At 65.1% G+C, this 23,302-nt stretch carries 20 protein-coding genes and 1 pseudogene; 13 read left to right on the forward strand and 8 right to left on the reverse strand.

Going from position 1 to position 23,302, the window contains the following annotated elements; genetic code table 11:
- Positions 1-33: 33 nt before the first annotated feature.
- Complete coding sequence (gene frr, locus BOO69_RS09290; RefSeq protein ID WP_071971911.1) at positions 34-597, reverse strand: ribosome recycling factor; 564 nt, start codon at positions 595-597, stop codon at positions 34-36.
- Positions 598-841: 244 nt separating this feature from the next.
- Between frr and BOO69_RS09295 the strand changes: the two genes are divergently transcribed.
- Entirely contained in the window at positions 842-1,882 is a 1,041-nt protein-coding gene (locus tag BOO69_RS09295) for a PAS domain-containing protein (RefSeq protein WP_083545486.1), read from the forward strand.
- Between the two features lie 8 nt (positions 1,883-1,890).
- Here BOO69_RS09295 and pyrH read toward each other — a convergent pair whose 3' ends face one another.
- Positions 1,891-2,619 carry a UMP kinase gene (gene pyrH, locus BOO69_RS09300; RefSeq protein WP_071971912.1) on the reverse strand — a complete coding sequence of 243 codons (729 nt, stop codon included), beginning with the start codon at positions 2,617-2,619 and terminating at the stop codon, positions 1,891-1,893.
- Between the two features lie 113 nt (positions 2,620-2,732).
- Here pyrH and miaA point away from each other — a divergent pair, with 113 nt between their 5' ends.
- The 5 genes from miaA to BOO69_RS09325 all read left to right on the forward strand — a co-directional run bounded on the left by miaA (position 2,733) and on the right by BOO69_RS09325 (position 9,576).
- A complete protein-coding gene (gene miaA, locus BOO69_RS09305; RefSeq protein ID WP_071973745.1) occupies positions 2,733-3,599 on the forward strand; it encodes a tRNA (adenosine(37)-N6)-dimethylallyltransferase MiaA in 867 nt (288 codons plus the stop codon).
- Positions 3,600-3,685: 86 nt separating this feature from the next.
- Positions 3,686-4,480 (forward strand): helix-turn-helix domain-containing protein, encoded by a 795-nt coding sequence (locus BOO69_RS09310; RefSeq protein ID WP_071971913.1) that lies wholly within the window; start codon positions 3,686-3,688, stop codon positions 4,478-4,480.
- 295 nt (positions 4,481-4,775) lie between these two features.
- Positions 4,776-5,861, forward strand: coding sequence for an ABC transporter permease (locus tag BOO69_RS09315; RefSeq protein ID WP_071971914.1), 1,086 nt, complete (start codon positions 4,776-4,778; stop codon positions 5,859-5,861).
- A gap of 12 nt (positions 5,862-5,873) precedes the next feature.
- The gene (locus tag BOO69_RS09320; RefSeq protein ID WP_071971915.1) at positions 5,874-7,340 is read left to right on the forward strand and encodes an ABC transporter permease; all 1,467 of its coding nucleotides are present in this window, start codon (positions 5,874-5,876) and stop codon (positions 7,338-7,340) included.
- A gap of 145 nt (positions 7,341-7,485) precedes the next feature.
- The gene (locus BOO69_RS09325) at positions 7,486-9,576 is read left to right on the forward strand and encodes a dipeptide ABC transporter ATP-binding protein (RefSeq protein WP_071973746.1); all 2,091 of its coding nucleotides are present in this window, start codon (positions 7,486-7,488) and stop codon (positions 9,574-9,576) included.
- 111 nt (positions 9,577-9,687) lie between these two features.
- On the opposite strand, the gene BOO69_RS09330 is transcribed toward BOO69_RS09325, so the two are convergent.
- Positions 9,688-10,215 carry a hypothetical protein gene (locus BOO69_RS09330; RefSeq protein ID WP_071971916.1) on the reverse strand — a complete coding sequence of 176 codons (528 nt, stop codon included), beginning with the start codon at positions 10,213-10,215 and terminating at the stop codon, positions 9,688-9,690.
- Positions 10,216-10,373: 158 nt separating this feature from the next.
- Positions 10,374-10,970: a lytic transglycosylase domain-containing protein gene (locus BOO69_RS09335; RefSeq protein ID WP_071971917.1), complete on the reverse strand. Its 597-nt coding sequence runs from the start codon at positions 10,968-10,970 to the stop codon at positions 10,374-10,376.
- 206 nt (positions 10,971-11,176) lie between these two features.
- On the opposite strand from BOO69_RS09335, the gene ssb reads away from it, so the two are divergent.
- Entirely contained in the window at positions 11,177-11,680 is a 504-nt protein-coding gene (gene ssb, locus BOO69_RS09340; protein ID WP_071971918.1) for a single-stranded DNA-binding protein, read from the forward strand.
- A 52-nt stretch (positions 11,681-11,732) separates the two neighbouring features.
- Here the strand turns inward: ssb and aroB are convergent, their stop codons facing one another.
- Together aroB and BOO69_RS09350 are read right to left on the reverse strand one after the other, a co-directional pair.
- Positions 11,733-12,839, reverse strand: a complete 1,107-nt coding sequence (gene aroB / locus BOO69_RS09345; protein WP_071971919.1) for a 3-dehydroquinate synthase — start codon at positions 12,837-12,839, stop codon at positions 11,733-11,735.
- Complete coding sequence (locus tag BOO69_RS09350) at positions 12,832-13,407, reverse strand: shikimate kinase (protein WP_237267597.1); 576 nt, start codon at positions 13,405-13,407, stop codon at positions 12,832-12,834. The genes aroB and BOO69_RS09350 overlap by 8 nt, the downstream gene beginning before the upstream one ends.
- A gap of 101 nt (positions 13,408-13,508) precedes the next feature.
- Between BOO69_RS09350 and BOO69_RS23235 the strand changes: the two genes are divergently transcribed.
- The 6 genes and pseudogenes from BOO69_RS23235 (at position 13,509) to BOO69_RS09375 (ending at position 19,219) form a co-directional block, all read left to right on the forward strand.
- Positions 13,509-13,658 (forward strand): hypothetical protein, encoded by a 150-nt coding sequence (locus BOO69_RS23235; RefSeq protein WP_172839521.1) that lies wholly within the window; start codon positions 13,509-13,511, stop codon positions 13,656-13,658.
- A 40-nt stretch (positions 13,659-13,698) separates the two neighbouring features.
- Positions 13,699-15,246, forward strand: coding sequence for a hypothetical protein (locus BOO69_RS09355; RefSeq protein WP_071971921.1), 1,548 nt, complete (start codon positions 13,699-13,701; stop codon positions 15,244-15,246).
- A 5-nt stretch (positions 15,247-15,251) separates the two neighbouring features.
- Positions 15,252-16,226 carry a site-specific tyrosine recombinase XerD gene (locus BOO69_RS09360; RefSeq protein WP_071971922.1) on the forward strand — a complete coding sequence of 325 codons (975 nt, stop codon included), beginning with the start codon at positions 15,252-15,254 and terminating at the stop codon, positions 16,224-16,226.
- Between the two features lie 92 nt (positions 16,227-16,318).
- Positions 16,319-17,625, forward strand: a pseudogene (locus tag BOO69_RS09365) (HlyC/CorC family transporter).
- 207 nt (positions 17,626-17,832) lie between these two features.
- Positions 17,833-18,597, forward strand: a complete 765-nt coding sequence (gene pssA, locus BOO69_RS09370; protein WP_071971923.1) for a CDP-diacylglycerol--serine O-phosphatidyltransferase — start codon at positions 17,833-17,835, stop codon at positions 18,595-18,597.
- Position 18,598: 1 nt separating this feature from the next.
- The gene (locus BOO69_RS09375; RefSeq protein ID WP_071971924.1) at positions 18,599-19,219 is read left to right on the forward strand and encodes a class I SAM-dependent methyltransferase; all 621 of its coding nucleotides are present in this window, start codon (positions 18,599-18,601) and stop codon (positions 19,217-19,219) included.
- 31 nt (positions 19,220-19,250) lie between these two features.
- Here the strand turns inward: BOO69_RS09375 and BOO69_RS09380 are convergent, their stop codons facing one another.
- Both BOO69_RS09380 and BOO69_RS09385 read right to left on the reverse strand, forming a co-directional pair.
- Positions 19,251-21,674, reverse strand: coding sequence for a GcvT family protein (locus tag BOO69_RS09380; protein ID WP_071971925.1), 2,424 nt, complete (start codon positions 21,672-21,674; stop codon positions 19,251-19,253).
- A 116-nt stretch (positions 21,675-21,790) separates the two neighbouring features.
- Positions 21,791-23,143, reverse strand: a complete 1,353-nt coding sequence (locus tag BOO69_RS09385) for a DUF2254 domain-containing protein (protein WP_071971926.1) — start codon at positions 23,141-23,143, stop codon at positions 21,791-21,793.
- Positions 23,144-23,302 lie beyond the last annotated feature (159 nt).

Below are 23,302 nucleotides of genomic sequence, written 5' to 3' on the forward strand. Positions count from 1 at the left end.
GGCCCGTGCGATGCCGCTCTCGACGCCCCGGCGTCAGACCTGCATGATCTCCGTCTGCTTGGTCTCCAGCGTTTCGTCGATCTGGGCAATGTACTTGTTCGTCAGATCCTGCATCTCGCTTTCCCAGAGTTTCTGGTCGTCTTCCGACATGCCGTCGGCCTTGGCCTTCTTGATCTGGTCCATCCCGTCGCGGCGGATGTTCCGGATGGAGACACGGGCATGTTCGGCGTAGGTGCCCGCGACCTTGGTCAGCTCGCGGCGGCGCTCCTCGTTCAGTTCGGGAATCGGCAGCATGATGATCGTGCCGTTCATCTGGGGATTGATGCCCAGCCCGCTCTCGCGGATCGCCTTCTCGACCTTGTTGACCAGCGCCTTGTCCCAGACGTTGATGGTGACCATGCGCGGTTCGGGAACGTTCACGGTACCGACCTGGTTGATCGGCGTGGACTGCCCGTAGGCATCCACCATCACGGGTTCCAGCATGGAGGCAGACGCGCGGCCGGTGCGCAGAGAGGCGAATTCGGTTCTCAGCGACGCGATGGCGCCCTTCATGCGGCGCTCAAGATCGTCGGTGTCGAGCATAAAGTCGTCGGACATGTGGTCTCCGGTGGTGGATGGGTCAATTCTCGGTTCGGACCCGATATAACGTCAACCGCCGCGGATTGTATAGATGCGGCATCCGCCGACGGCCATGCCGATGCGATCGGCTGGAAATCCGGCAAACATGTGCCATATTACCCGCAATTGCATTTTTGCGTGAATTAGTTAGCAAGTCTTGACGACGCCAGCCGGGTCAACCACTGGCGACAGCCGATACGCCCAGCGAGGAGAACGCAGCGACATGGCCGATGGCGAAAAGGTCCCCGTAAGCGAAATGCCGACGAACGTGGCTGTCGCCGCGATGACGCGCGCGCCCTTCGCCCTCGTTTTGACCAACCCCCAGTTGCCCGACAATCCCATCGTCTACGTGAACCGCGCGTTCGAGGAGATGACGGGATACCACAGCGATGTGGTGCTTGGGCGGAATTGCCGCTTTCTGCAGGGCGACGACACCGACCAGCGTGGGGTCGCCAAGCTTCGCGAGGCCATCGAGAAGCGGGAGGAAGTGACCGTCATCCTGCGCAACTACCGCGCCGACGGCACCAAGTTCCTGAACCGCCTGATGATCGCCCCGCTTTACGATCAGGAGGACGAAGTCCCCTACTTCATGGGGGTCCAGACTCTCTACGATGACGGCGAACCAGAGGACGAAGATACGCTCGAGGCGCTGGAGGAAGTCCAGCACCGGGTCAAGAATCACCTGTCGATGATCGTCGGGATGATCCGGATGCAGGCCCGCGACTCGAAATCCACCCCGAACCGCGAGTTCGACACGCTCGCGCGCCGGATCGAGACGCTGCAATTGCTCTACGAGGAAATGAGCGCCGACACCGGGGGCAAGAACGCCGGCAAGGACAGGATCAACCTTGGCGCGTACCTGACACGCGTCGCGAACGCTATCGCCTACATCGACGGGCGCAGTGGCGTGCGGGTCAACATCGACGCGGACGAGATGGACGTGCCGCTCAATACCGCCACCCAGCTGGGCCTTGTGCTGTCCGAGATCATGACCAACTCGATGCAGCATGCCTTTGACGGACGCGAGTCCGGGCTCGTGGAAGTCAGGATCAAGAACCTGAGCGAGGGAGTGATGCGGCTTCAGGTGGCGGATGACGGCACGGGCATCCCCGAAGGCGTGGAATGGCCCAAGAGCAACTCGCTGGGGGGGCGCATCGTGTCGCAGCTCGCGCGCAGTCTCGACGCGAAGATTTCGGTGGAAAGGGCCTTGTCGGGGACGATGATCGTGATCGACATCCCCGGCAATCACACCGTGACGGAGTGATCCGCGTCTCAGCCCTGGACGCGGGTGTAGGTGCCCTGCCCGGCCAGAATGCCGCGGAACCCGCCCGGCTCGTCCAGTGAAAAGACGATGATGGGCAAGTTGTTGTCCCGCGCGAGGGCGATGGCGGACGCGTCCATGACGCCAAGCCGCTTCTGCAGCACGTCGTCGTAGCTGACGGTGTCGTAGCGGGTGGCGTCGTCGAACCTTGCCGGGTCCTTGTCGTAGACGCCGTCGACCTTGGTGCCCTTGAAGATCGCCTCGCAGGACATCTCGTTCGCCCGCAGCGTCGCCGCCGTGTCGGTGGTGAAATAGGGGTTGCCCGTGCCCGCGGCAAAGATGCAGACCCGCTTCTTCTCCAGGTGTCGAACCGCGCGGCGGCGGATGTAGGGCTCGGCGACCTCGTTCATCGTGATGGCCGAGATCACCCGCGTGTGGATCCCGAGGCTCTCCAGCGCGGACTGCATCGCCAGCGCGTTCATCACCGTCGCCAGCATCCCCATGTAGTCCGCCGTCGTCCGTTCCATCCCCTGTGCCGAGCCCTGCAACCCGCGAAAGATGTTGCCGCCGCCGATCACCATGCAGATCTCCACACCCAGGTCGTGCACGCTTTGCACTTCGCGGGCGATCCGCTCCACCGTCGGGGGATGCAGGCCGAAGCCGAGGTCGCCCATCAGGGCCTCACCCGAGATTTTCAGCATCACGCGTTTGAAGGTGACGTTGGGCGCGTCCTGGGGCATGAGCGGAACCTTTCGGGAGGGGGTATGGCATTGTCGGTTTTACTTCGCCGCAAAATGTCGCAAATGGAGGGAAGGATCAATGCACGGCGGAAGGGTTCAGACAAGAAATGTCCATGACCGACGCTTTGAATGACCTGCCCGCGGACATGCCCGTGCTGATCGCCGGCCCGACCGCGAGCGGCAAATCCGCCCTGGCGCTGCGGATCGCCCGGGAACAGGGCGGCGTGATCGTCAACGCCGACGCGAGCCAGGTTTTCGACTGCTGGCGTATCATCACGGCCCGTCCGGACCCGGCGGAAGAGGCGTTGGCGCCGCACATGCTGTACGGCCACGTGGCGCCGACCCAGCCCTATTCCACCGGTCACTGGCTGCGCGAGGTCGCGGCGATCCTCGACGGCGGCGCAAGGCCGATCATCACCGGCGGGACCGGGCTGTACTTCAAGGCGCTGACGGAAGGACTGGCCGAAATCCCCCCGACGCCACCGGCCATCCGCTCGGCGGGCGACAGGCTGTCGCTCGACGCGCTGCTGGCGGCGCTGGATGCGCCCACCGCCCGGACCCTCGACACCCGCAACCGCGCCCGCGTCCAGCGCGCGTGGGAGGTGCTGAAGGCCACCGGACGCGGGCTGGTGGCCTGGCAGGCGGACACGCCCGCGCCGCTGCTCCCCGCCAAACGCGCCCGCCGGATCGTCTTTGACGTGGACCGCGACTGGCTGAACGACCGGATCGCCGACCGCTTCGATCAGATGCTGGAGGCAGGTGCGCTCGAAGAAGTGCGCAAGGAGGCCCCCCACTACGACCCGGCCCTGCCCGCTCATCGGGCCATCGGCGTGCCGGAACTGATGGCGCATCTCGCCGGCGACATGACGCTGGACGCGGCCCGCGCGCGCGCCGTCATCGCCACCCGCCAGTTCGCCAAGCGACAGCGCACCTGGATGCGATCCAAGATGGCGGACTGGATACGTGTCACACCCGGTTGAAAACGGCGTGACTTTACATTTTTCAACTTTGCAGGATCCCGACCGGGTGCAAGACTGGGCCCTACCGAAACAAATGCGATAGCACGATGAGCTTTGCCGCCGCCGACATCAACGTGATCACCCTGCCGCAGCTGACCGGCGGACAGGACTGGCGACTGCACCTCGCGCAGGACCGTCCGCACCACCTTCTGATCTGGGTGACCCGTGGTCAGGGCCGTGCGCTGCTGGACGGCCTGCGGCGCGGGGTCGGCACGCACAACGCGCTCTGGGTGCCGCAGGGGTCGCTCTTTGCGCTGGACCTCGGGCGTCAGGGCATGGCGCAGGCCGTGGTGATCCCGCCCGGCACCCCGCTGCGCCTGCCCGAGATGCCGCGCCACCTGCGCATCCGCGACGTGGCGGTCCAGTCGGAACTCAGCGGCCTGATCGAGGCCGCCGCGCGCGAACAGCAAAAGCACCGCCCCCTGTCGCAGGACGCCGCCGAAGCACATGCGGCGCTGATCTCGGTCTGGCTGCGGCGGCAGATCATGCTGGACGAACACGTGCCTCCCCGCCGGAACGCGGCCGGGCGTCTGAGCAAGCTGTACTGCGATCTTCTTCCACACCGATACCGCAGCGGGGCACCGATGGCGGCCTACGCGGAAACGCTCGATGTCACCCCCACGCATCTCACCCGCGCGGTCAAGGCCGCGACCGGCAAGACCGCGGCGGAACTTCTGACGGAACGCGTGCTGGCAGAAGCGCGGCGCCTGCTTCTGGAAACACGGCAGCCGGCTCAGGATATCGCGCGCCACCTCGGGTTCGGCTCTGCCGCCTATTTCACCCGCTTCATGCAGCAGCACACCGGACAGCCGCCCACCGGCCTGCGGGGCCCCGCGCGCTAGGGCCCGTTTTCCGGCATCCGAAGGTCGCATTTGGCAAAGGGTCATGTCGCAAAAAGAGCGCGAAGCGGCGGAACACGACATTGACCTTTCGGTCGCCTTCATGCCTTCATGACTTTGTGGACTAACCGCGAAAGACAGCAGGAACGGGCGGAACGCGTCCTCGCGCCGGGGAAAAGACCCGAGGGAGATTCGTCCCCCACTGGCGTGAAACGGACGGTCCGAACGCCGGACAGGCCGCAAGGCCAAAACAAGAACCGGTGGGGCAAACCCGCCGCGCCACCAACAGGGGCACCAAATGGGACTTTTTATCTTACGTCGTCTGGGCGTGATGTTGCTGACGGCGCTGTGCCTGACCTTTATCGTGTTCTGGCTCACCAACCTCTACCCGAACCTCGAAAAGCTGGCCAAGACCCAGGGCAACTTCCGCATGTCGGACGAAGCCGTGACGTCCTACCTCGAGAACCGCGGCTATCTGCAGCCCTTGCCGGTGAAATTCGGCCAATGGCTGGGCGTGCTGCCCGGCTGGGTCACCGAACGGCCCGACGGCGAAACCTTCGGCCGCTGCTTTGCCGCCGGCACGCCCGAACTCGCCCGCCCCACACGCTGCGGCATCCTGCAGGGAGACTGGGGGTTTTCCACCGTGTTCAAGGAGCCGGTGGGCTCGACGGTGCTCACGCGGCTCGCCCTGACCGGAAAGCTGATGCTCTGCGTGCTGCTTCTGATGGTGCCCTCCGCGCTGCTGGTCGGCGTGCTTGCCGGGATGCGCGAGGGATCCAAGCTGGACCGATCCCTTTCGACCTTTTCCATCGCCACGACGGCGACCCCCGAATACGTCTCGGGCGTCATCTTCATCGCCGTCCTTGCCTCGTCGCGCTTCGGCCTGTCGCCGTTGCTGAACGAATGGGGTTTGATGGAAAGCAAGACTTTGTTCCTCGGCTCCGCCACATCGGCCATGGACGACGCGAATTTCTGGAACTTCTTCCTCCCGGTGCTCACGATCTCGCTTTACGGGATGGGCTACATCGCGCGGATGACGCGCGCGTCGATGACCGAGGTGATGACGGCACAGTACATCCGCACCGCCCGGCTCAAGGGGGTCAAGTTCAGCGACATCGTTCTGAAACACGCGCTGCGCAATGCGCTGATCGCGCCCTTCACCGTGATCATGCTCCAGATCCCATGGCTGCTGAACGGCGTGGTGATCGTGGAAACACTGTTCAACTACAAGGGCTTCGGCTGGCTTCTGGTGCAGGCGGCAGGCAACAACGACATCGAATTGCTGCTTGCGGTCTCGGTGGTTTCGGTGGCGGTGGTGCTGCTGACGCAGCTGATCTCCGACATCGGCTACGTCTATCTCAACCCGCGCATCCGCATCTCGTGAAGGAGCTTTGACATGGAACCATTGACATGGACGGGCGCTCTTTCGGGTCTCAACATCGTCTTCTACCTTCTGGTCGGCCTGCTGGCGCTGGCGATTGTCGTCCAGATCCTCGTCTCCTTCGTGCCGGACAGTTCGGCGCGCGCGGTCAGCGCCGACGGGACGCTGGCGGGGACCACCGGCATCGCGGGAGCCCTGAACCGATTGATCGGCTGGCTTTTCTACGGGGTGATCGCGCTGATCCTCGTCTACCTCGTCGGGGGTATCTTCATGGGGCCCGCGGCCGGCATCTTCGGCGGCATGGCACAACAACTGATCCCTGTCTGGATCGCGCTGGTCCTCACCTTTGCAGTTTCCATCACCTACAAGCGCAAGCTGGGTCTCTATGGCAAGCTGTTCGACAGCACCGTGGGCATGATCGGCTTTGCCATCGTGATGTTCTGGGTCTTCACCGGGGTCTTCGGCGGCGCCTTCGACATGCTGGTCACCCATGACAGCCTGAGCCAAGTCTCGGGCATGAAGAACGAGTTGCCGGGCACGCCACTGGCCCGCGCCGAGGAAGGCGATTACCCTTGGTTCCTGCTGGGCGGGGACAATCTGGCCCGTGACGTGTTCTCGCGCCTGATCAAGGGGTCCTGGGTGGTGGTGAAGATCGCGCCTTTCGCCACCCTCTTCGCCTTCATGGTCGGCATCACGCTGGGTCTGCCCGCCGGCTACTATGGCGGCAAGCTGGACACGATCCTGAGCTTCCTCGCCAACCTGATCCTGGCCTTCCCCGTGATCCTGCTGTTCTACCTTCTGGTGACGCCCGAGATCGTGCTGACCGGCATCCCGAACTACATGGCGCTGTTCCTGTTCATCTTCCCGCTGATCTTTCTCACCGTCTTGCTGAACTCGCGCTACTACACGCAGCCGTCCTTCCGTACGCCGCTGCTGATCGTCGTGCTGGGTGTCGGCGCGTGGTTCTATCTTGCCATGGTGTCGAGCAACGGAACGATCGTGGAAACGCCGACCTACACCATTCCGGGCCTGCCCACCTTCCTCGATCCCTTCGATCTGGGGCCGGGTATCCTCGTGGTCTTCGTCTCCGTGGTCTTCGTGAACGCCCCGACGGTGTTCCGGATCGTTCGGGGCCTCGCGCTCGATATCAAGACGCGGGACTACGTGGCGGCGGCGCAGACCCGGGGCGAAGGGCCGTGGTACATCATGCTGTGGGAAATCCTGCCGAACGCGCGCGGTCCGCTGATCGTCGATTTCTGCCTGCGGATCGGCTACACCACGATCCTTCTCGGCACGCTCGGCTTTTTCGGGCTGGGTCTCGAATCCGAGAGCCCGGATTGGGGCAGCACGATCAACGCGGGCCGGCGGCTTCTGTCGCTCTATCCGCACGCAGCCATCGCACCGGCGCTTGCCCTGCTGACGCTGGTGCTTGGCCTGAACCTGCTGGCGGACGGGCTGCGTGAAGAGAGCTTGAGGGATTGATTGAAACGGTGGGACCAAGGGTTCTACCCGTCGCGCCCGAGGCGCGCATGACAATACGGGAGGATGCGCCGCAGGCGCGACCCCCCGGGCATATTTCCGGAACAGTGAATGCAGGGCGAAGCCGCCCGGCGAGCGGGAGATGAAGATGGCGAAAGAAAAGTATGACGGGCCGATCCTCGAGATCGACAAGCTGTCGATCTCGTTTTTCACCCGGCTGCGCGAGATCCCCGCGGTGATGGATTTCTCTGCCAGTGTCATGCCGGGCGAGGCTTTGGGGCTCGTGGGTGAATCCGGTTGCGGCAAATCCACCGTGGCGCTGGGCGTGATGCAGGATCTGGGAAAGAACGGCCGCATCGTCGGCGGTTCCATCAAGTTCAAGGGCCGCGACCTCGGCGAGATGAGCGATGACGAACTGCGCGACATCCGGGGCAGCGAAATCGCGATGATCTACCAGGAACCCATGGCGAGCCTCAATCCCGCCATGCGGATCGGCAAGCAGCTGATGGAAGTGCCGATGATCCACGCCGGCATGTCCGAAAAGGACGCATATGCGCGGGCCCTTCAGGTGGTGACCGACGTGAAGCTGCCCGACCCGGAGCGCATCCTCAAGGCCTATCCCCACCAGCTTTCGGGTGGTCAGCAGCAGCGCATCGTGATCGCCATGGCATTGATGAGCGAACCCTCGCTCCTGATCCTGGACGAGCCGACCACCGCGCTCGATGTGACGGTCGAGGCGGCGGTCGTGGAACTGGTCAAGGACCTGGGCAAGAAATACGGCACCTCGATGCTTTTCATCAGCCACAACCTCGGCCTCGTTCTGGAAACCTGCGACAGGATCTGCGTCATGTATTCCGGCGAGGCGGTGGAACGCGGCACCATCGGGGACGTCTTCGACAAGATGCAGCATCCCTACACGCAGGCGCTGTTCCGCTCGATCCCCCTGCCCGGCGCGGACAAGAACGCCCGCCCGCTGGTGGCCATTCCCGGCAACTTCCCCCTGCCGCACGAACGTCCGCCGGGGTGCAACTTCGGCCCGCGCTGCGACTACTTCGAGGCCGGCCGTTGTGACCAGGGCTATATCCCGATGGAAACCGTACCGGGGAACGACCGACACGAAACCCGCTGCCTGCGCTTTGACGAGATAGACTGGTCCTCGCCGCCTCAGGCCGCGCAGACCAAACAGAAGGGCGAGGTCGGGGACGTCATCCTGAAGATGGACAAGCTCAAGAAGTACTACAAGGTCGCGGCCAACGCCATGTTCGGCGGCGGCGACACCAAGGTGGTCAAGGCGAACGAGGAACTGAGCTTCGAGGCGCGCGAGAGCGAGACCCTCGCCATCGTGGGCGAATCGGGCTGCGGCAAGTCCACTTTCGCGAAGGTCCTGATGGGTCTGGAGACCGCGACGGAAGGCCAGATCCTGCTGGACAACCAGAACATCGGCGACGTGCCGATCGAGGAGCGAAGCACGAAGAACGTCGCGGACGTGCAGATGGTGTTCCAGAACCCCTTCGACACGCTCAACCCGTCCATGACGGTGGGGCGTCAGATCGTCCGCGCGCTCGAAATTTTCCGTGTGGGCAAGAACGAGAAGGACCGCTGGCAGCGCATGCTGGAACTGCTCGACCTCGTGAAATTGCCCCGCGAGTTCGCTACGCGGATGCCGCGCCAGCTTTCCGGTGGCCAGAAGCAGCGCGTCGGCATTGCCCGTGCCTTCGCAGGCGACGCGCGGATCGTCGTGGCGGACGAACCGGTTTCGGCGCTCGACGTCTCGGTACAGGCCGCCGTCACCGACCTGCTGATGGAAATCCAGCGCAAGCAGAAGACCACGCTGCTTTTCATCAGCCACGACCTGTCGATCGTGCGCTACCTCAGCGACCGCGTGATGGTGATGTACCTCGGCCACGTTGTCGAACTGGGAACCACGGAACAGGTATTCTCGCCGCCCTATCATCCCTACACCGAGGCGCTGCTTTCCGCCGTGCCCATTGCCGATACGCGCGTGAAGAAGAAGCACATCGTGCTCGAAGGCGATGTGCCTTCGGCCATGAATCCGCCGCCGGGATGCCCGTTCCAGACGCGCTGTCGCTGGAAGAGCAAGGTGCCCGGAAACCTGTGCGAGACAGAGGTGCCACCCCAGCGCCGGATGGCGAACGGCCATCAGATCAAGTGCCATCTCTCCGACGCGGAGTTCGATGCGATGGAACCGGTGATCGAGGTGGGCGTCGCCGCGGAATGACCGCAAAAAAATGGCGCGAACCGGGGGGAGACGGTTCGCGCCTGAGGCTTGGGAAAGCCCCTGATCAGGCAGGCGCGGGGAACATGCGCCGGTCTGAATGGCATTGCGGCGTTACTTGGTGACGGTGTCGCCGCTGGTGTTCACGTTGCCGAGCTCGATCGCCACGCGATCAGCGAAAGCCGCGATCATGACGTCGTAGAAATCTTCGGTCGACGGCTGGATCACGTAGGTGCCCTCCGGCACGGGCGTGTCGGCCGCCAGCGCGGCGATGCTCACCGGGAAGGACCGGTTGCTGCTGCTCGTGGTCGGATCCATGATCGACACGACACCCTCAAGCTCGTTGAATTCGCCTGCTTCGTTCAACATCATGTTGCCGTTGAGGGAGATCTTGCGGATGTCGACCTTGATGCGGGGGTCGCCTGCATCGGTGGAGGTGGGCACGCGTTCCGCGATGGCGGCCTGCAGGTCCGTCGTGATCTCGGGGAATTTCTCGGCGGCGTTGGTGTCGGTCGCGGCGGCATAGGTCGTACCCACGTCGATCTCGGAAATGAGCGGCAGCTCGGCTGCGGTGACGCTGCTGGTCAGGGCGAACAGGCTGACGCCGGCGGCAAGACCGAATTTTTTCATGTTGTTGAACATCTTGTGCTCCTATTGTTGTTGCGCGGTGCGAACCGGGACATCCGGACCCGCGGCGCTCTGAGCAGACAACACCGGCATGATCGCAAAGGTTCCCCGAGCGGGGGCCTTTCGCGTTTCAGCTTTGAAACAATTGGTAAAAGCGCAGGTTTAACAGCCAGTTACTGGCCGTAGATCACCTTGACGTAGTTCAGCGTCTCGGCGTAGGGCGGCACGCCACCGTACTTTTGCACCGCACCGGGGCCGGCATTGTAGGCCGCCAGCGCCAGCCGCCAGTCTCCGAAGGTGCTGTATTGCTGCTTGAGATAGCGTGCGCCGCCCTCGAGGTTCTGCGCCGGATCGGCCGGGTCCACGCGCAGGCGCGCGGCCGTGCCCGGCATGAGCTGCGCCAGTCCCAGTGCGCCCTTGTGCGACACCGCGTTGTGGTTCCATCCGCTTTCCTGCTGAACGAGGCGCAGGAACAAGTCCACGGGCACGCCATGCCGGGTCGCCGCGTCGCGCGCGACGGCGAGGAACTGGCCCTTGTACTTGCCGGTATACTTCGGCGTGTCCCACTTTGTCGGCGTGTTGACGGTGGGCGGCTGCAGCCGAACCGAGGCCGAGTACTGCTTGGCCGCGCGGTTATCCAGAAGGCTCTTTTGCGACTTGAACAGCGCGCGCCGGTTGCTGGAAGAAAAGACATCGGCACTCGCCAGCGGCACATTGCCAATCACAAGGGCGGCGGCGCCGAGCGCGGCCACAAAGATCGTTCTGCGCATTCCCCCGCGCTCCCGCCTGTTTGTTTGGGGAACCCTATACCAAAAAACGACCCTCGTGCCAGTCCCTCTTTCAAGGGAAACCGGACCGGCCCGGCGTCGGAAACCTGATGTTAACCATGGCGCACCCAGTTTATAAGCGTCCCGTTGCCCCCTTGCGGATTCGCGCGTGGGCATGCGAAACAGGCTGCGACAACAAAGGGGGCAACATGGCCGGCTCAGTGAACAAAGTGATACTCATCGGCAATCTCGGGCGCGATCCCGAGGTGCGGTCGTTCCAGAACGGCGGCAAGGTGTGCAACCTGCGGATCGCCACCTCGGAAACGTGGAAAGACCGCAATACCGGCGAGCGCCGCGAACGCACGGAATGGCATTCCGTCGCCATCTTTTCCGAACCGCTGGCCCGCGTGGCCGAGCAGTACCTCAAGAAGGGCTCGAAGGTGTACATCGAAGGCCAGCTCGAGACGCGCAAGTGGCAGGATCAGTCCGGGCAGGATCGCTACAGCACCGAGGTCGTTCTGCGCCCCTACCGGTCCGAACTGACGATGCTCGACGGTCGCGACGGCGGCGGGTCGGGCGGCGGCGGCTATGGCGGCGGATCCTCAGGCGGGGACTACGGCGGCGGCTACGAGGGCGGCAATTACGACAGCGGCCCGTCCTCGGGTGGCGGCGGCGGTTCCTCGCGCGATCTGGACGACGAAATTCCGTTCTGAACACAGGCGCCGTTCGCGCCGGGCGGCGCGGGCGGCCCTCCCGGCCGCAGTTCTAGCGCAGGCCGTCTTCCAGCAGCTTCAGCACGCTCTCCCGCGGCACCTCCGCCGTGACAAAGGCATCGCCGATGCCACGGGCGAGGATGAAACGCAGCTGGCCATCCACCACCTTCTTGTCCTGGCCCATCAGGTCCAGCAAGGCGTCCGCGCCCGGCAGTTGCCCCGGTATGTCCGCCATGTCGGTCTTCATCCCCATCTCGCGCAGGTGCGCGCGCACACGGCTGGGATCTTCCTGCGGGCAGATCCCCAGCCGCGCCGACAGTTCGAACGCCAACGCACAACCGATCGCGACACCTTCGCCGTGCAGCAGCCGGTCGGAATACCCCGTCGCCGCCTCGAGCGCGTGACAGAAAGTGTGGCCGAGATTCAGCAGGGCGCGGTCGCCCTGCTCGGTCTCGTCCCGGATCACGATATCTGCCTTCATCTGCACCGCACGGCGGACCGCCTCGACCCGTGCCGCGCCATCGCCGCGCGCCAACGCGGGGCCCTGCGTCTCCAGCCAGCCAAAGAACGCGGCATCGCCCAGCAGCCCGTATTTCACGACCTCGCCATATCCTGCGAGGAAATCGCGCGGCGGCAGTGTCTCCAGCAGCCCCGTGTCGGCCAGCACCAGTGACGGCTGGTGAAAGGCACCGACAAGGTTCTTGCCATGGGCCGTGTTGATGCCGGTCTTGCCCCCGACGGAGCTGTCCACCTGAGCCAGCAGCGACGTGGGGATCTGGACGAAGCGCACGCCACGCCGCAGCACGGCGGCGGCGAAACCGACGAGATCCCCGATCACGCCGCCGCCGAAGGCGATCACCACGTCCTGCCGTTCGACCTTCTGATCCAGCAGCCAATCGACGCAGCGGGTCAGGTTGGCCCAACTCTTGGTCCCCTCGCCCGGCGGCAGCGCCAGCGCCTCCATCGCGATTCCGGCAGCCGAAAGGCCCGCGCGCAAGGCATCCAGATGCAGCCCCGCCACCGTCTCGTCCGAGATGACGGTGACCCGCGGGCGTCGCAACAGCGGCCCGACCAGCGCGCCGGCCTCATGGATCAGGCCGGGCCCGATGACCACGTCGTAGGACCGCCCCGGCAGGGCGACATTCACGGTCTCATGCATCGGGAACCTCCAAAACATCGGGCCGGGCGGCAAGCGCGTCAAGCACCCTCGACGCCGTCGCGTCGATGCTCAGGGACGGATCGCAAATGACCGAGACATCGGCCTGCCGGTAGATCGGCACCCGTGCGCGGTAGATTTCCGCCAGCGTCCCGTAGGGATCGGCGGTGCGCAGCAGCGGACGGCTGTCCTTGTGACGCACCCGCTGCCACAGCAACGACAGCTCGGCGTTGAGCCACACCGAAACGCCATGACGGCTGATCTGAGCGCGGTTTTCCTCGGCCAGGAAGGCGCCGCCGCCCGTGGACAGGATGCAGCGCTCCTGCCGCAGGAGCCGTGCGATCACCTCGGATTCGCGCTTGCGAAAGAATACCTCGCCGTCGCGCTCGAATATCTCGGGCACGCTCAGGTTGGCGGCGGCCTCGATCTCCGCATCGCTGTCCAGAAACGACACGCCCAGACGTGCCGCGAGCGCCCGCCCCACGGCCGTCTTGCCCGCGCCCATCATGCCGACCATCACGACGGTCTTCTTCAGTCGGTATTCGGTGTGGTTCCTCTCGCCGTCGGCCATGCTTTGCTCAATTCCGATCATTTTTCCTTGAATGACGTGATCTCGGCCAAAAGGCCATATATAGATTGCACAACAAATCGGGAACCGAGCGGGCAGAACACATGGGCAGATTGATCAAGTTTTTGATATTCCTACTGATTGTCGGATTTATCGGGCTGGTTGGTTATGCCTACGTCGGTCCTTTCTTCGGCGCCGAGTTCGCACCACCGCAGGTAGAAACCCGTGAACCGGTCACTCTCTCAGGTGAGTAGCCCCGTCCAACGCGGCAGGGTTTCGCGCATCGCCCTGGGCATGACCGCTCTTGTTGTCGCGGCGCTGGGAACGGCGCCGGCCATGGCGCAGACGGCGACGCAGGAGTCGCCATTGTCCGTCATCGATTGGCTGGGCACGCAGCTGAACCCCCAGCCCGCAACGCGCGAACCCGCCCCGCGGCGTGACCCGAACGAAGCGCCGGTGGCCACGTCCGCCCTGCCGCCCAAGGTTACTGTCTCGCCCCTGGGCGAGGGATCGCCGCGCGCCATCGGGCTGGTCCCCGGCACCGTCACCGGCCTGCCGCAGGATCTGTGGTCGGGCAGTCCGGCGGACGCGCTGATCGACCGGATCGAGGCGCTGCCGGAACTGCGCCTGCCCGCGGCGCAATCGCTGCTCTACACCGTGCTGCTGGCCGAGGCATATGCCCCGCAGGGCGGCATCGGGGCGGGCGACGCACTGGCGCGGGCGCGGGTGGAAAAGCTGATGCGCCTCGGGGCGCTGGACCCTGCCCTGTCGCTGATCGAACAGGCCGGCGTGACCACATCGCCCGATCACTACGACCTGTGGATGGAAATCAGCCTGCTGACCGGAACCGAGGATCGGGCCTGCGACGTGCTCGGATCCTCGCCCCACCTGACCCGCAGCTACGGCGTCCGCATTTTTTGCGCCGCCCGCGCGGGCAACTGGGACAACGCCGCGCTCACCTTCGGCTCCGCCCAGGCGCTTGGGCTGCTCCCGCAGGAGCAGCTGGCCCTGCTCGACCGGTTTCTTCATCCCGAAACCTTCGAGGGGCTCGCGCCGCTGCCCGTGCCGCGCAGCATGGATCCGCTCAGTTTCCGCCTGTTCGAAAGCATCGGTGAACCGATGCCCACCGGCACGCTCCCCCGTGCCTTCGCGGTCGCGGACCTGCGCGACATCGCAGGCTGGAAGGCGCAGCTCGAAGCCGCGGAACGGTTGACCCGCGCCGGCGCCCTTCCCGACAATCGCCTGCTGGGCCTTTACACCGATCGCGCACCGGCAGCCTCTGGCGGGGTCTGGGACCGGGTGCGCGCCCTGCAGAGGTTCGAAACCGCCCTCGACACGGGCAGCCCGGATGCCGTGGCCAAGACCCTGCCGACCGCGTGGATCGCGATGCAGGACGCGGGACTGGAGGTCGCCTTTGCCGGGCTTTTCGCGGAACGTCTTGCAGACCTGCCGCTGGAAGGGCGGGCAGCGCGTATCGCCTTCGAGGTCTGCATGCTGTCGCCCTTCTACGAGGCCGCCGCCGCCGACCCTTCAAAGGAGGTGGCGAATACCGACCTGCTGCGTGCCATCGCCCGGGGCGAGGTGCCGCAGACCCGACCCGAAGGCGCCCTGCCCGGCGCGATCTACGACGCCTTCAACGGCGCGGCCCCGCGGGAACACATGGTCGCTGCCGCGCGCGACGGTCAGCTCGGAGAAGTCATCCTGCAGGTGCTGGCCATGCTGCAGAAGGGCTCCCAGGGCGATACCACGGCCATGCGGGATGCCCTGTCCACGCTGCGTGCCCTCGGGCTCGAAGACACGGCCCGCCGCGCGGCGCTCCAGACCATTCTGCTTGAGCGGTGACCGCCATGCCCACACCGACCTTTCACTGGATATCCACCTTTCTCGAGGCTCAGGCCGCTGAACTGGGGGCCGCGACCAACACGCAACTTGCCTACGGGCGCGATCTCAAGGATTTCGACGGCTTTTTGGCCCGCAAGCACCTCGATTTCGCCTCTGCCAACCGGTCGGCGGTGGAAGACTATCTCGTGTACTGCGATTCCCAGGGGCTGGCGAAATCGACCCGCGCACGCCGCCTGTCGGCGATCAAGCAGCTTTATCGTTTCGCCTTCGAGGAAGGGTTGCGCAGCGACAATCCCGCGATCCAGATTTCCGGCCCCGGTCAGGAAAAGCGGCTGCCGAAAATCCTTTCGGAAACCGAAGTTGACGCCCTGCTGGAAGCCGCCCGCGCGTCGGGCCGGTCGCAGTCAGACCAGACCCGCAACACCTGCCTCATGGAACTGCTCTATGCCACCGGCATGCGGGTCAGCGAACTGGTGAGCCTGCCCATCGCGGCGACCCGGGGCGATCCCCGCCTTCTGCTCATCATGGGCAAAGGCGGCAAGGAGCGCATGGTGCCGCTTTCGCCGCCGGCGCGGGCGGCGCTTGCGGAATGGCTGGTCCTTCGCGACGTGCTGGACGAACAGGCGCGCGCCCGCAGGCAGCCGCCTTCGCGCTTTCTGTTCCCGTCGCGCGGCAAGCTGGGTCATCTGACCCGGCATCGGTTCTACCTGCTGATCAAGGAATTCGCCGTGTCCGCCGGCGTGGATCCCAAGAAGGTGACCCCGCATACCCTGCGCCATGCCTTCGCCACCCACCTGCTGGCGAACGGTGCCGATCTGCGGGCCATCCAGACGATGCTGGGCCATGCGGACGTCGCCACCACGGAAATCTACACGCACGTTCTCGAGGAACGGCTTTCCGAACTGGTGCTGGAGCATCATCCGCTGGCCGACGCCGGCACGCCCGGATCGGGGCGCAAGGTGCGTGGCGACGGCCACTAGACGTTTCTTCGACAACCTTGTCTGACGCCCTTGAATGGGGCATGGCGGACCATCATACTTCGACAAACGCATTTTATTGGACACCGACCGACATGGACACCGGCACGACGCTGCTTGACGGCGCATTCTGGGCAAGCTGCGGCATCATCCTGTTTCTGCTCGTGCTCTCGGGCTTCTTCTCCGGCTCCGAAACCGCGCTCACCGCGGCCTCGCGCGGCAAGCTGCGGGCGCAGGCGGACAAGGGTTCGCGGGGGCGGAACGCGCGCTCAAGATCACCGAGGACAACGAACGCCTGATCGGGTCGGTTCTGCTGGGCAACAACCTCGTCAACATCCTCGCGGCATCGCTGGCCACGGCGCTGTTCACCCGGCTGTTCGGGGAAAGCGGTGTCGCGCTGGCCACGTTGGTGATGACGCTTCTCGTGCTCGTTTTCGCCGAGGTGCTGCCCAAGACCTATGCGATCACCAATGCCGAGACAGCCGCCGCGCTGGTGTCGCGGCCCATCGCGCTGGTGGTCCTTGTCTTCTCGCCCATGGTGACCGCCGTGCGTTTCTTCGTGCGCGGGGTTCTCAGGTTGCTTGGCGTGCAGGTGGACCCCGACAGCAACATCCTTGCCGTGCGCGAGGAAATCGCGGGCGCGCTGCAACTGGGTCATTCCGAGGGCGTGGTCGAAAAGGAGGACCGGGACCGCATCCTGGGTGCGCTGGACCTGCGCGAACGCGTGGTCGAGGAGATCATGCTGCACCGCTCGGGGATCGAGATGATCGACGCGGACATGCCGCCCGAGGAGATCCTCAAGCAATGTCTTGCCTCCAGCCATACCCGGCTGCCGGTGTTCCGTGACGATCAGGAGAACATCATCGGCGTGATCCACGCCAAGGATCTGCTGCGGTCGATGTACAAGCTGATCGGCGGCCCGGAAGGCGATGCATCGGCGCTGAAGAACTTCGATGTCGCCACTGTCGCCATGAAGCCCTACTTCGTGCCCGAAACCTCGACCCTCGACGAACAGATGCGCCAGTTCCTGCGCCGCCGGACGCACTTTGCGCTGGTGGTGGATGAATACGGCTCGCTTCAGGGGCTCATCACGCTCGAGGACATTCTCGAGGAAATCGTGGGCGAGATCACCGACGAGTTCGATCCCGATGCGGAACACCCGCTGGCACCGGGCGAAGACGGTCATTATTACGTCGATGGCGCGATGACGATCCGGGACCTCAACCGCGCGACGGACTGGTCGCTGCCCGACGACGAGGCGAACACGCTGGCCGGGCTGGTCATCCACGAGGCGCAGATGATCCCGACGCCGGGCCAGGTCTTCTCCTTCCACGGGTTCCGCTTCGAGGTCATGGGCCGCGACGGGAACCGGATCACGCAGCTCAAGATCCGCCCGCTCTAGAAAATCACGGCCGCGCCGCCGCGTGCCTTAGGCGGGGACCGGGCGGGGCGCGCGCCGGACCCGGAATTGGGGTTGCCCCCGGCGGCGGACGCGATAGGTCTCCCCCCGAAGGCAAGGGGACGGCGCGATGACCGGGGCGGACATCTTCAAGATCAGCAGGCCGGGCCGGTGTCGCCTGTCCCACCGCCCGGACGGGTGGTGCGCGCCATGAGCGAACCGTCCCCTCCTCCGTCCCGCGATGTTTCCCTGCTTCAGCTTCTGCCGAACATTCTGACGATCACGGCGATCTGCGCGGGCCTGTCCGCGATCCGGTTCGGCGTGCAGGGCAATTACGTGCTCGCGGTCCAGTTGATCGTGGCGGCCTGCGTGCTGGACGGCGTGGACGGTCACCTCGCGCGGTTGCTCAAGAGCGACAGCAAGATCGGTGCCGAGCTCGACTCCCTCGCCGATTTCGTGAACTTCGGCGTGGCCCCGCCGCTGGTGCTGTACTTCTGGGCCCTGCAGGATCTGCGCAGCGCCGCATGGCTCGCCGTGCTGTTCTACGCGATCTGCTGCGTGCTGCGGCTGGCCCGGTTCAACGTGGCCTCGCGCGAGCCGCCGTCGTCCGAAGCGCAGGTGCCGCCGGGATATTTCACCGGCATCCCCTCGCCCGCGGGCGCGCTGCTGGTGCTGCTGCCACTGTCGATCTCCTTCGCGTTCGCGAACGGGCCGCTGCTGCCCGATCTCGTGATCTGCCTGCACATGGTGGTGATCGGGCTGCTCATGATCAGCCGCGTGCCCACGTGGTCGATCAAGGCGCTGCGCATCCGTCGTGCGCAGGCGCCCTATGTCACCCTTTGCGCGGTGCTGCTGGCCGCCGCGCTGCTGACCTTCGCCTGGATCACCCTCGTGATCCTCTGCCTTGCCTACATCGCCATGGTGGTCTGGACGCTGATCGCCGCCGCCCCCCGCTTTTCTCGAAAGGACAGTTGAAATGGAACTCGACGCAGTCACCCGCTCCTACGCCCGCTGGGCCCCGGTCTATGACCGGACCTTCGGCGCCATCACGCAGGCGGGACGCAAACGCGCGGTCGCCCATATCAACCGCCGCACCGGCAGTGTGCTCGAGGTCGGCGTCGGGACCGGGCTGTCCTTGCAGAACTACGCGTCGCACCTGTCGGTCACCGGCATCGATTTCTCGGACGAGATGCTGGACAAGGCCCGCGCCCGCGTGAAGGCGCAGCGGCTCGACCACGTCACCGAACTGCGTCAGATGGATGCGCGGCAACTGGATTTTCCGGATGCGTCCTTCGACACCGTGGCGGCGATGCACGTGCTCTCTGTCGTTCCCGAGCCGGAACAGGTCATGGCGGAAATCGCACGGGTGCTGAAGCCGGGGGGCCAGGTGGTCATCACCAACCACTTCACACGGGAAAAGGGCGTGCTGGGCAAGATCGAGCGGCTGTCCGCACCCTTTGCGGACACGCTGGGCTGGCATTCGGATTTTTCCATCGACACCGTGCTGCAACAGCCCACCCTGCGCATCGTCGCGCAGGGCGGGCTGCCCCCGCTGGGCATGATGACATTCCTCGTCCTCGAGAAGGCGGTGAGCTGACCCGAGCCGGGCCACGCCGTCCCGGCGCGGCTCAGGCGCGCAGGCGGCTGCCCTCGGGATCGAAGGGCGGCTGCGCCAGAACGGTCGCGCGGTGCGGGCGGCCCAGTACCATGACCTCAACCGTGTCGCCCGGTGCCGTATCGCGGACAAACCCCAGCGCCAGCGACATTCCCACGGAATAGCCGTAGGCGCCCGAGGTGACGCGCCCGATGCCCTTGCCTTCGTGAAAGATCGGCTCGCCCCCCGTGGCGTCGGCGTTCGAGGCATCCGTCTCGGCGCTGTCCAGCGCCAGCATCACCAGCCTTTCACGCGGTTCCTTTGCCAGCGTCGCGGCCGCGGCGTCGCGGTTGAGAAAGGCCTTGTCCATCTTGCACAGCCTGTCGAGCCCGACTTCCTGCGGCCAGTACTCGGGCGAGTATTCGCGGCTCCATGACCCGTACCCCTTTTCGATGCGCAACGACATGAGCGCGCGGCTGCCCACCGGACCGGCGCCCATATCCCGGCCTGCCTCGAGCAACAGGTCGTAGAGGCGCGGCTGGTCCCGCGCGGCGCAGTGCAGTTCCCAGCCCAGATCGCCGGTAAAGGACACCCGCAGCGCCAGCACCTCGACCCCGCCGATCGTGATCCACTGCGACCGCATGAACGGAAAATCCTCGGTGGCCAGCGACGTGTCGGTCAGGCGCTGAAGCAGTTCGCGCGACCTCGGGCCCGCCACGTTGAACCCGCACCACGCGTCGGTGAGGCTATCGAAGGTCGTTCCTTCCGGCAGGGGAACCTCGCCGAAGAACCGCCGGTGGTAGCGTTCGGCCATGCCGGACCCGATGATCCAGAAGGTATCCCCGGCGGTCCGGGTCACGGTGAAATCCCCCGCGATGCCGCCGCGTCTGCCGATCAGCGGCGTCAGGCACGACCGGCCCACGCTGCGCGGCATCGTGTTGGCGAAGACCGCATTCAGCCAATCCTCGGCCCCCGGTCCCTTGCAGCGGTATTTGGCGAAGTTCGAGATGTCGATGATGCCCGCCGACGTCCGCAGCATCCGCGCCTCGGTGCCGACCTGATCCCACCAGTCCTGCCGGGTAAAGCCATGGGTCTGGTCCAGTGCGCCGACGGGCTGGCCGTAGTACAGCGGATGCTCCCAGCCGTAGTTCAGACCGAAAACCGCGCCCAGTTCGCGCTGGCGGTCATACGCGGGGCGCGTGCGCACCGGGCGGCCCGCGCTGCGTTCTTCGTTCGGGAAGTGGATCTTGAACCGGTTGGCGTACTGGTCGCCCACCCGCGCCCTCGTAAAGGCCGCGTCAGCCCATGCGCCGAAGCGGGCCACGTCCCAGGCGAACATGTCGTACCGGCTTTCTCCCGTCACGATCCAGTCGGCCGCCAGAAGGCCCATGCCGCCGGACTGCGAGAAGCCCGGTATGATTCCGTTACAGCAGAAATAGTTGCGCAGTTCGGGCACCGGGCCGAACAGCACGTTGGAATCGGGAGACCAGATCATCGGACCGTTGATGACCCGCTTGATCCCCGCCTCTCCCACTGCAGGAACGCGGGCGATGGCCCGCATCATGTTCGGTTCGATCCGCTCCAGATCATCGGCGAACAATTCGTGGCCGAAGCCCTGGGGCGTGCCGTCCACGGCCCAGAACCGCATGTCCTTCTCGTAGGCTCCCACCAGCAGGCCCTTGCCTTCCTGTCGGAGGTAGTATTCGCCATCGCGGTCCGCGACCGAAGGCAGCCTGCGGTCCATGCCCGCGATTTCCGCGATCGTCTCCGTCACGAAGTACTGGTGTTCGGTGGGTTGCAGCGGCAGGGCGATTCCCGCCAGCGCCGCGACCTCCCGCCCCCACAGACCGGCGGCGTTCACCACCCATTGCGTGTGGATGTCCCCCTTGTCGGTCCGCACGATCCAGCTGCCGTCCGGCTGCTGTTCCGTCCCGGTCACGGGGCAGAAGCGGATGATCTCGGCCCCGTTCTGCCGCGCACCGACAGCGTAGGCGTTGGTCACGCCGGAGGGGTCCACGTTGCCGCCGTTCTCCTCGAACATGATGCAGCGGATGCCGTCGAAATCGACGAGCGGGTGCAGCGCCTCCGCCTCGGCGCGGTCGATCTCGCGGAAAGGAAGACCGTAGTACCTTGCCTTGGCCGCCTGCAGCCGCAGCTGGTGTTCACGCGCCTCAATCTGGGCAAGATAGAGCGAGCCGGGCTGGAACACGCCGCAACTCTGGCCTGTCTCGGCCTCCAGCGCATTGTAGAGGTCCATCGTGTAGTTCTGGATGCGCGTGATGTTGTTGTTGTCATGCAGCCCGTGGATGTTCGCCGCCGCGTGCCATGTGCTGCCGCTGGTCAGCTCCGATCGTTCCAGCAGCACCACGTCGGTCCAGCCCAGCTTGGTCAGATGATAGAGGATGGAGCAGCCGATGACGCCGCCCCCGATGATGACTGCCTGGGCATGGGTGCGCATGGGTCCGTCCTGCACTTGGGGGTTTCGCCCCCTAGCCTTAGCGGCTGTCGGCCCGGACAATTGCCCGCCAGCGACAAAAGCCGTCGCCCGGTGACATGGGAGACACCGCGAGGGTGTCAACGCTCCATCTCGACCCCGTCATGCGGCGCGTCGCGCCGTTCAAGCTTCTCGGCCACGGCGTCGCGCACACGACGGGCGGCGCTGCGCATCAGCCGGTCGCGGTCCGGCTCGAACGAGATTTCGCTCAGCGCGCGTTCCAGATGGATTTCGGCGGCTTTCGCCGCGGCGTCCCGCAATCCGTCGTCAGGGTGCTGCATCAGCCCCGCCAGTGTCGCCTGAAGGGTCTGCTGCACCTCGACCACGCTGCTGCCGTCGCGCGCCAATGCGCCGAAGGCGTCCTGGATCAGGTCGGCCGGGTCGAGCGGCGCGACGTATATATTGTCGAGCTTCTCGTCGCGATCCTGCGCGATCTCGTCCTTGTAGTTCGTCAGGATCCGGCCGATCCGGGAAATCACGTCGATCGCGGTGCCGGGATCGTTCACACCCGGCGACAGCGCCTTGGATGCGACCTCGCCCATCACGATCAGGCCAAAGCGCGGATCCTGGTCATAGGTGCGCAGATCGCCGATGTTGATGCTGTCCCGGATCCCCCTCTCGAGCGTTGCGTCGGTGTGTTCCTCGTCCACCGGCTCGCCCACCCGCACAAGGCTGAGAAGCGGCTCGTTGATGAAGACGAAACTGCCCACGTTCCGCGTCAGGTAAAGCTCGACGCCATGGTTTTCCGCCACGCGGTTCAGCGCCTCCGGGTAGATCAGCTGCACGTAGCCCGATTGTTCCGCCCGGATCACCTCGGCGTCGTCCGGCACACCATCCGTCAGCGCCCGAGCGCCGAGGCACGGGTTTTCGAGCCTGTCGGTGAACTGCCTGCGGGTCACCTCTTCGATCTGGCGGGTCGTGTCGATCAGGCTGCCGAAACTCTGCAAATGGAGCGTCCAGCGGATCAGGTAGATCACGATGACGGCCAGCACGATCACCGTCATGATGAACAGCACGAAGGCGCGTTCGTCCACGTAGATGCCCAGTTCGCGCATGATGATGGCGATCAGCGCATAGACGTAGGCCCCGATGAAGACCGCCAGAGTGTTCTGCGTGGTCCGGTCCTGTATGATCAGCCGATGGACCCGTGGGGTCCATTGCGTAGAAGACGCGCGGTATACCGACACCATCACCGTCAGCGAGAATGTCGTGACCGCAAGCATGGCGTTGGCGATGATCGACAACAGCCGGTCCGCCGCGCTCCCGGTCAGGGAGGTCGCGAGCTCGTCGGGCACGAACCCTTCGATCAGCTGCGTCAGGCCCAGCGACAGGATCGCCAGAAATCCCATGATCACGACCCTGACCCAAAGCTTGCGCGTGTATTCGCGCGACTTGCGGATGAGGGTCGAGGGGATCAGGAAATCAATCTTCATGTGGTCTTATCTAGCGGCAATTCGCCTGCGTCCAGCGACCTCGGTGCAATGCACGCGCCAATGCACCGGAAAGTGCGAAAATCGACATATCCGGTCGGAAAACAACATGCCGCTGCCGGGACGGGGCGGCACCACTGGGAAAACCACACAGCGGAGCCA

This window comes from Sulfitobacter alexandrii (genome assembly GCF_001886735.1).
Lineage (GTDB): Bacteria > Pseudomonadota > Alphaproteobacteria > Rhodobacterales > Rhodobacteraceae > Sulfitobacter > Sulfitobacter alexandrii.

What these genes read in the sequence shown, in the direction of transcription:
- frr (WP_071971911.1), bottom strand. Translation starts at nt 597, where the DNA reads ATGTCCGACGACTTTATGCTCGACACCGACGATCTTGAGCGCCGCATG.
- BOO69_RS09295 (WP_083545486.1), top strand. Translation starts at nt 842, where the DNA reads ATGGCCGATGGCGAAAAGGTCCCCGTAAGCGAAATGCCGACGAACGTG.
- pyrH (WP_071971912.1), bottom strand. Translation starts at nt 2,619, where the DNA reads ATGCCCCAGGACGCGCCCAACGTCACCTTCAAACGCGTGATGCTGAAA.
- miaA (WP_071973745.1), top strand. Translation starts at nt 2,733, where the DNA reads ATGACCGACGCTTTGAATGACCTGCCCGCGGACATGCCCGTGCTGATC.
- BOO69_RS09310 (WP_071971913.1), top strand. Translation starts at nt 3,686, where the DNA reads ATGAGCTTTGCCGCCGCCGACATCAACGTGATCACCCTGCCGCAGCTG.
- BOO69_RS09315 (WP_071971914.1), top strand. Translation starts at nt 4,776, where the DNA reads ATGGGACTTTTTATCTTACGTCGTCTGGGCGTGATGTTGCTGACGGCG.
- BOO69_RS09320 (WP_071971915.1), top strand. Translation starts at nt 5,874, where the DNA reads ATGGAACCATTGACATGGACGGGCGCTCTTTCGGGTCTCAACATCGTC.
- BOO69_RS09325 (WP_071973746.1), top strand. Translation starts at nt 7,486, where the DNA reads ATGGCGAAAGAAAAGTATGACGGGCCGATCCTCGAGATCGACAAGCTG.
- BOO69_RS09330 (WP_071971916.1), bottom strand. Translation starts at nt 10,215, where the DNA reads ATGTTCAACAACATGAAAAAATTCGGTCTTGCCGCCGGCGTCAGCCTG.
- BOO69_RS09335 (WP_071971917.1), bottom strand. Translation starts at nt 10,970, where the DNA reads ATGCGCAGAACGATCTTTGTGGCCGCGCTCGGCGCCGCCGCCCTTGTG.
- ssb (WP_071971918.1), top strand. Translation starts at nt 11,177, where the DNA reads ATGGCCGGCTCAGTGAACAAAGTGATACTCATCGGCAATCTCGGGCGC.
- aroB (WP_071971919.1), bottom strand. Translation starts at nt 12,839, where the DNA reads ATGCATGAGACCGTGAATGTCGCCCTGCCGGGGCGGTCCTACGACGTG.
- BOO69_RS09350 (WP_237267597.1), bottom strand. Translation starts at nt 13,407, where the DNA reads ATGGCCGACGGCGAGAGGAACCACACCGAATACCGACTGAAGAAGACC.
- BOO69_RS23235 (WP_172839521.1), top strand. Translation starts at nt 13,509, where the DNA reads ATGGGCAGATTGATCAAGTTTTTGATATTCCTACTGATTGTCGGATTT.
- BOO69_RS09355 (WP_071971921.1), top strand. Translation starts at nt 13,699, where the DNA reads ATGACCGCTCTTGTTGTCGCGGCGCTGGGAACGGCGCCGGCCATGGCG.
- BOO69_RS09360 (WP_071971922.1), top strand. Translation starts at nt 15,252, where the DNA reads ATGCCCACACCGACCTTTCACTGGATATCCACCTTTCTCGAGGCTCAG.
- pssA (WP_071971923.1), top strand. Translation starts at nt 17,833, where the DNA reads ATGAGCGAACCGTCCCCTCCTCCGTCCCGCGATGTTTCCCTGCTTCAG.
- BOO69_RS09375 (WP_071971924.1), top strand. Translation starts at nt 18,599, where the DNA reads ATGGAACTCGACGCAGTCACCCGCTCCTACGCCCGCTGGGCCCCGGTC.
- BOO69_RS09380 (WP_071971925.1), bottom strand. Translation starts at nt 21,674, where the DNA reads ATGCGCACCCATGCCCAGGCAGTCATCATCGGGGGCGGCGTCATCGGC.
- BOO69_RS09385 (WP_071971926.1), bottom strand. Translation starts at nt 23,143, where the DNA reads ATGAAGATTGATTTCCTGATCCCCTCGACCCTCATCCGCAAGTCGCGC.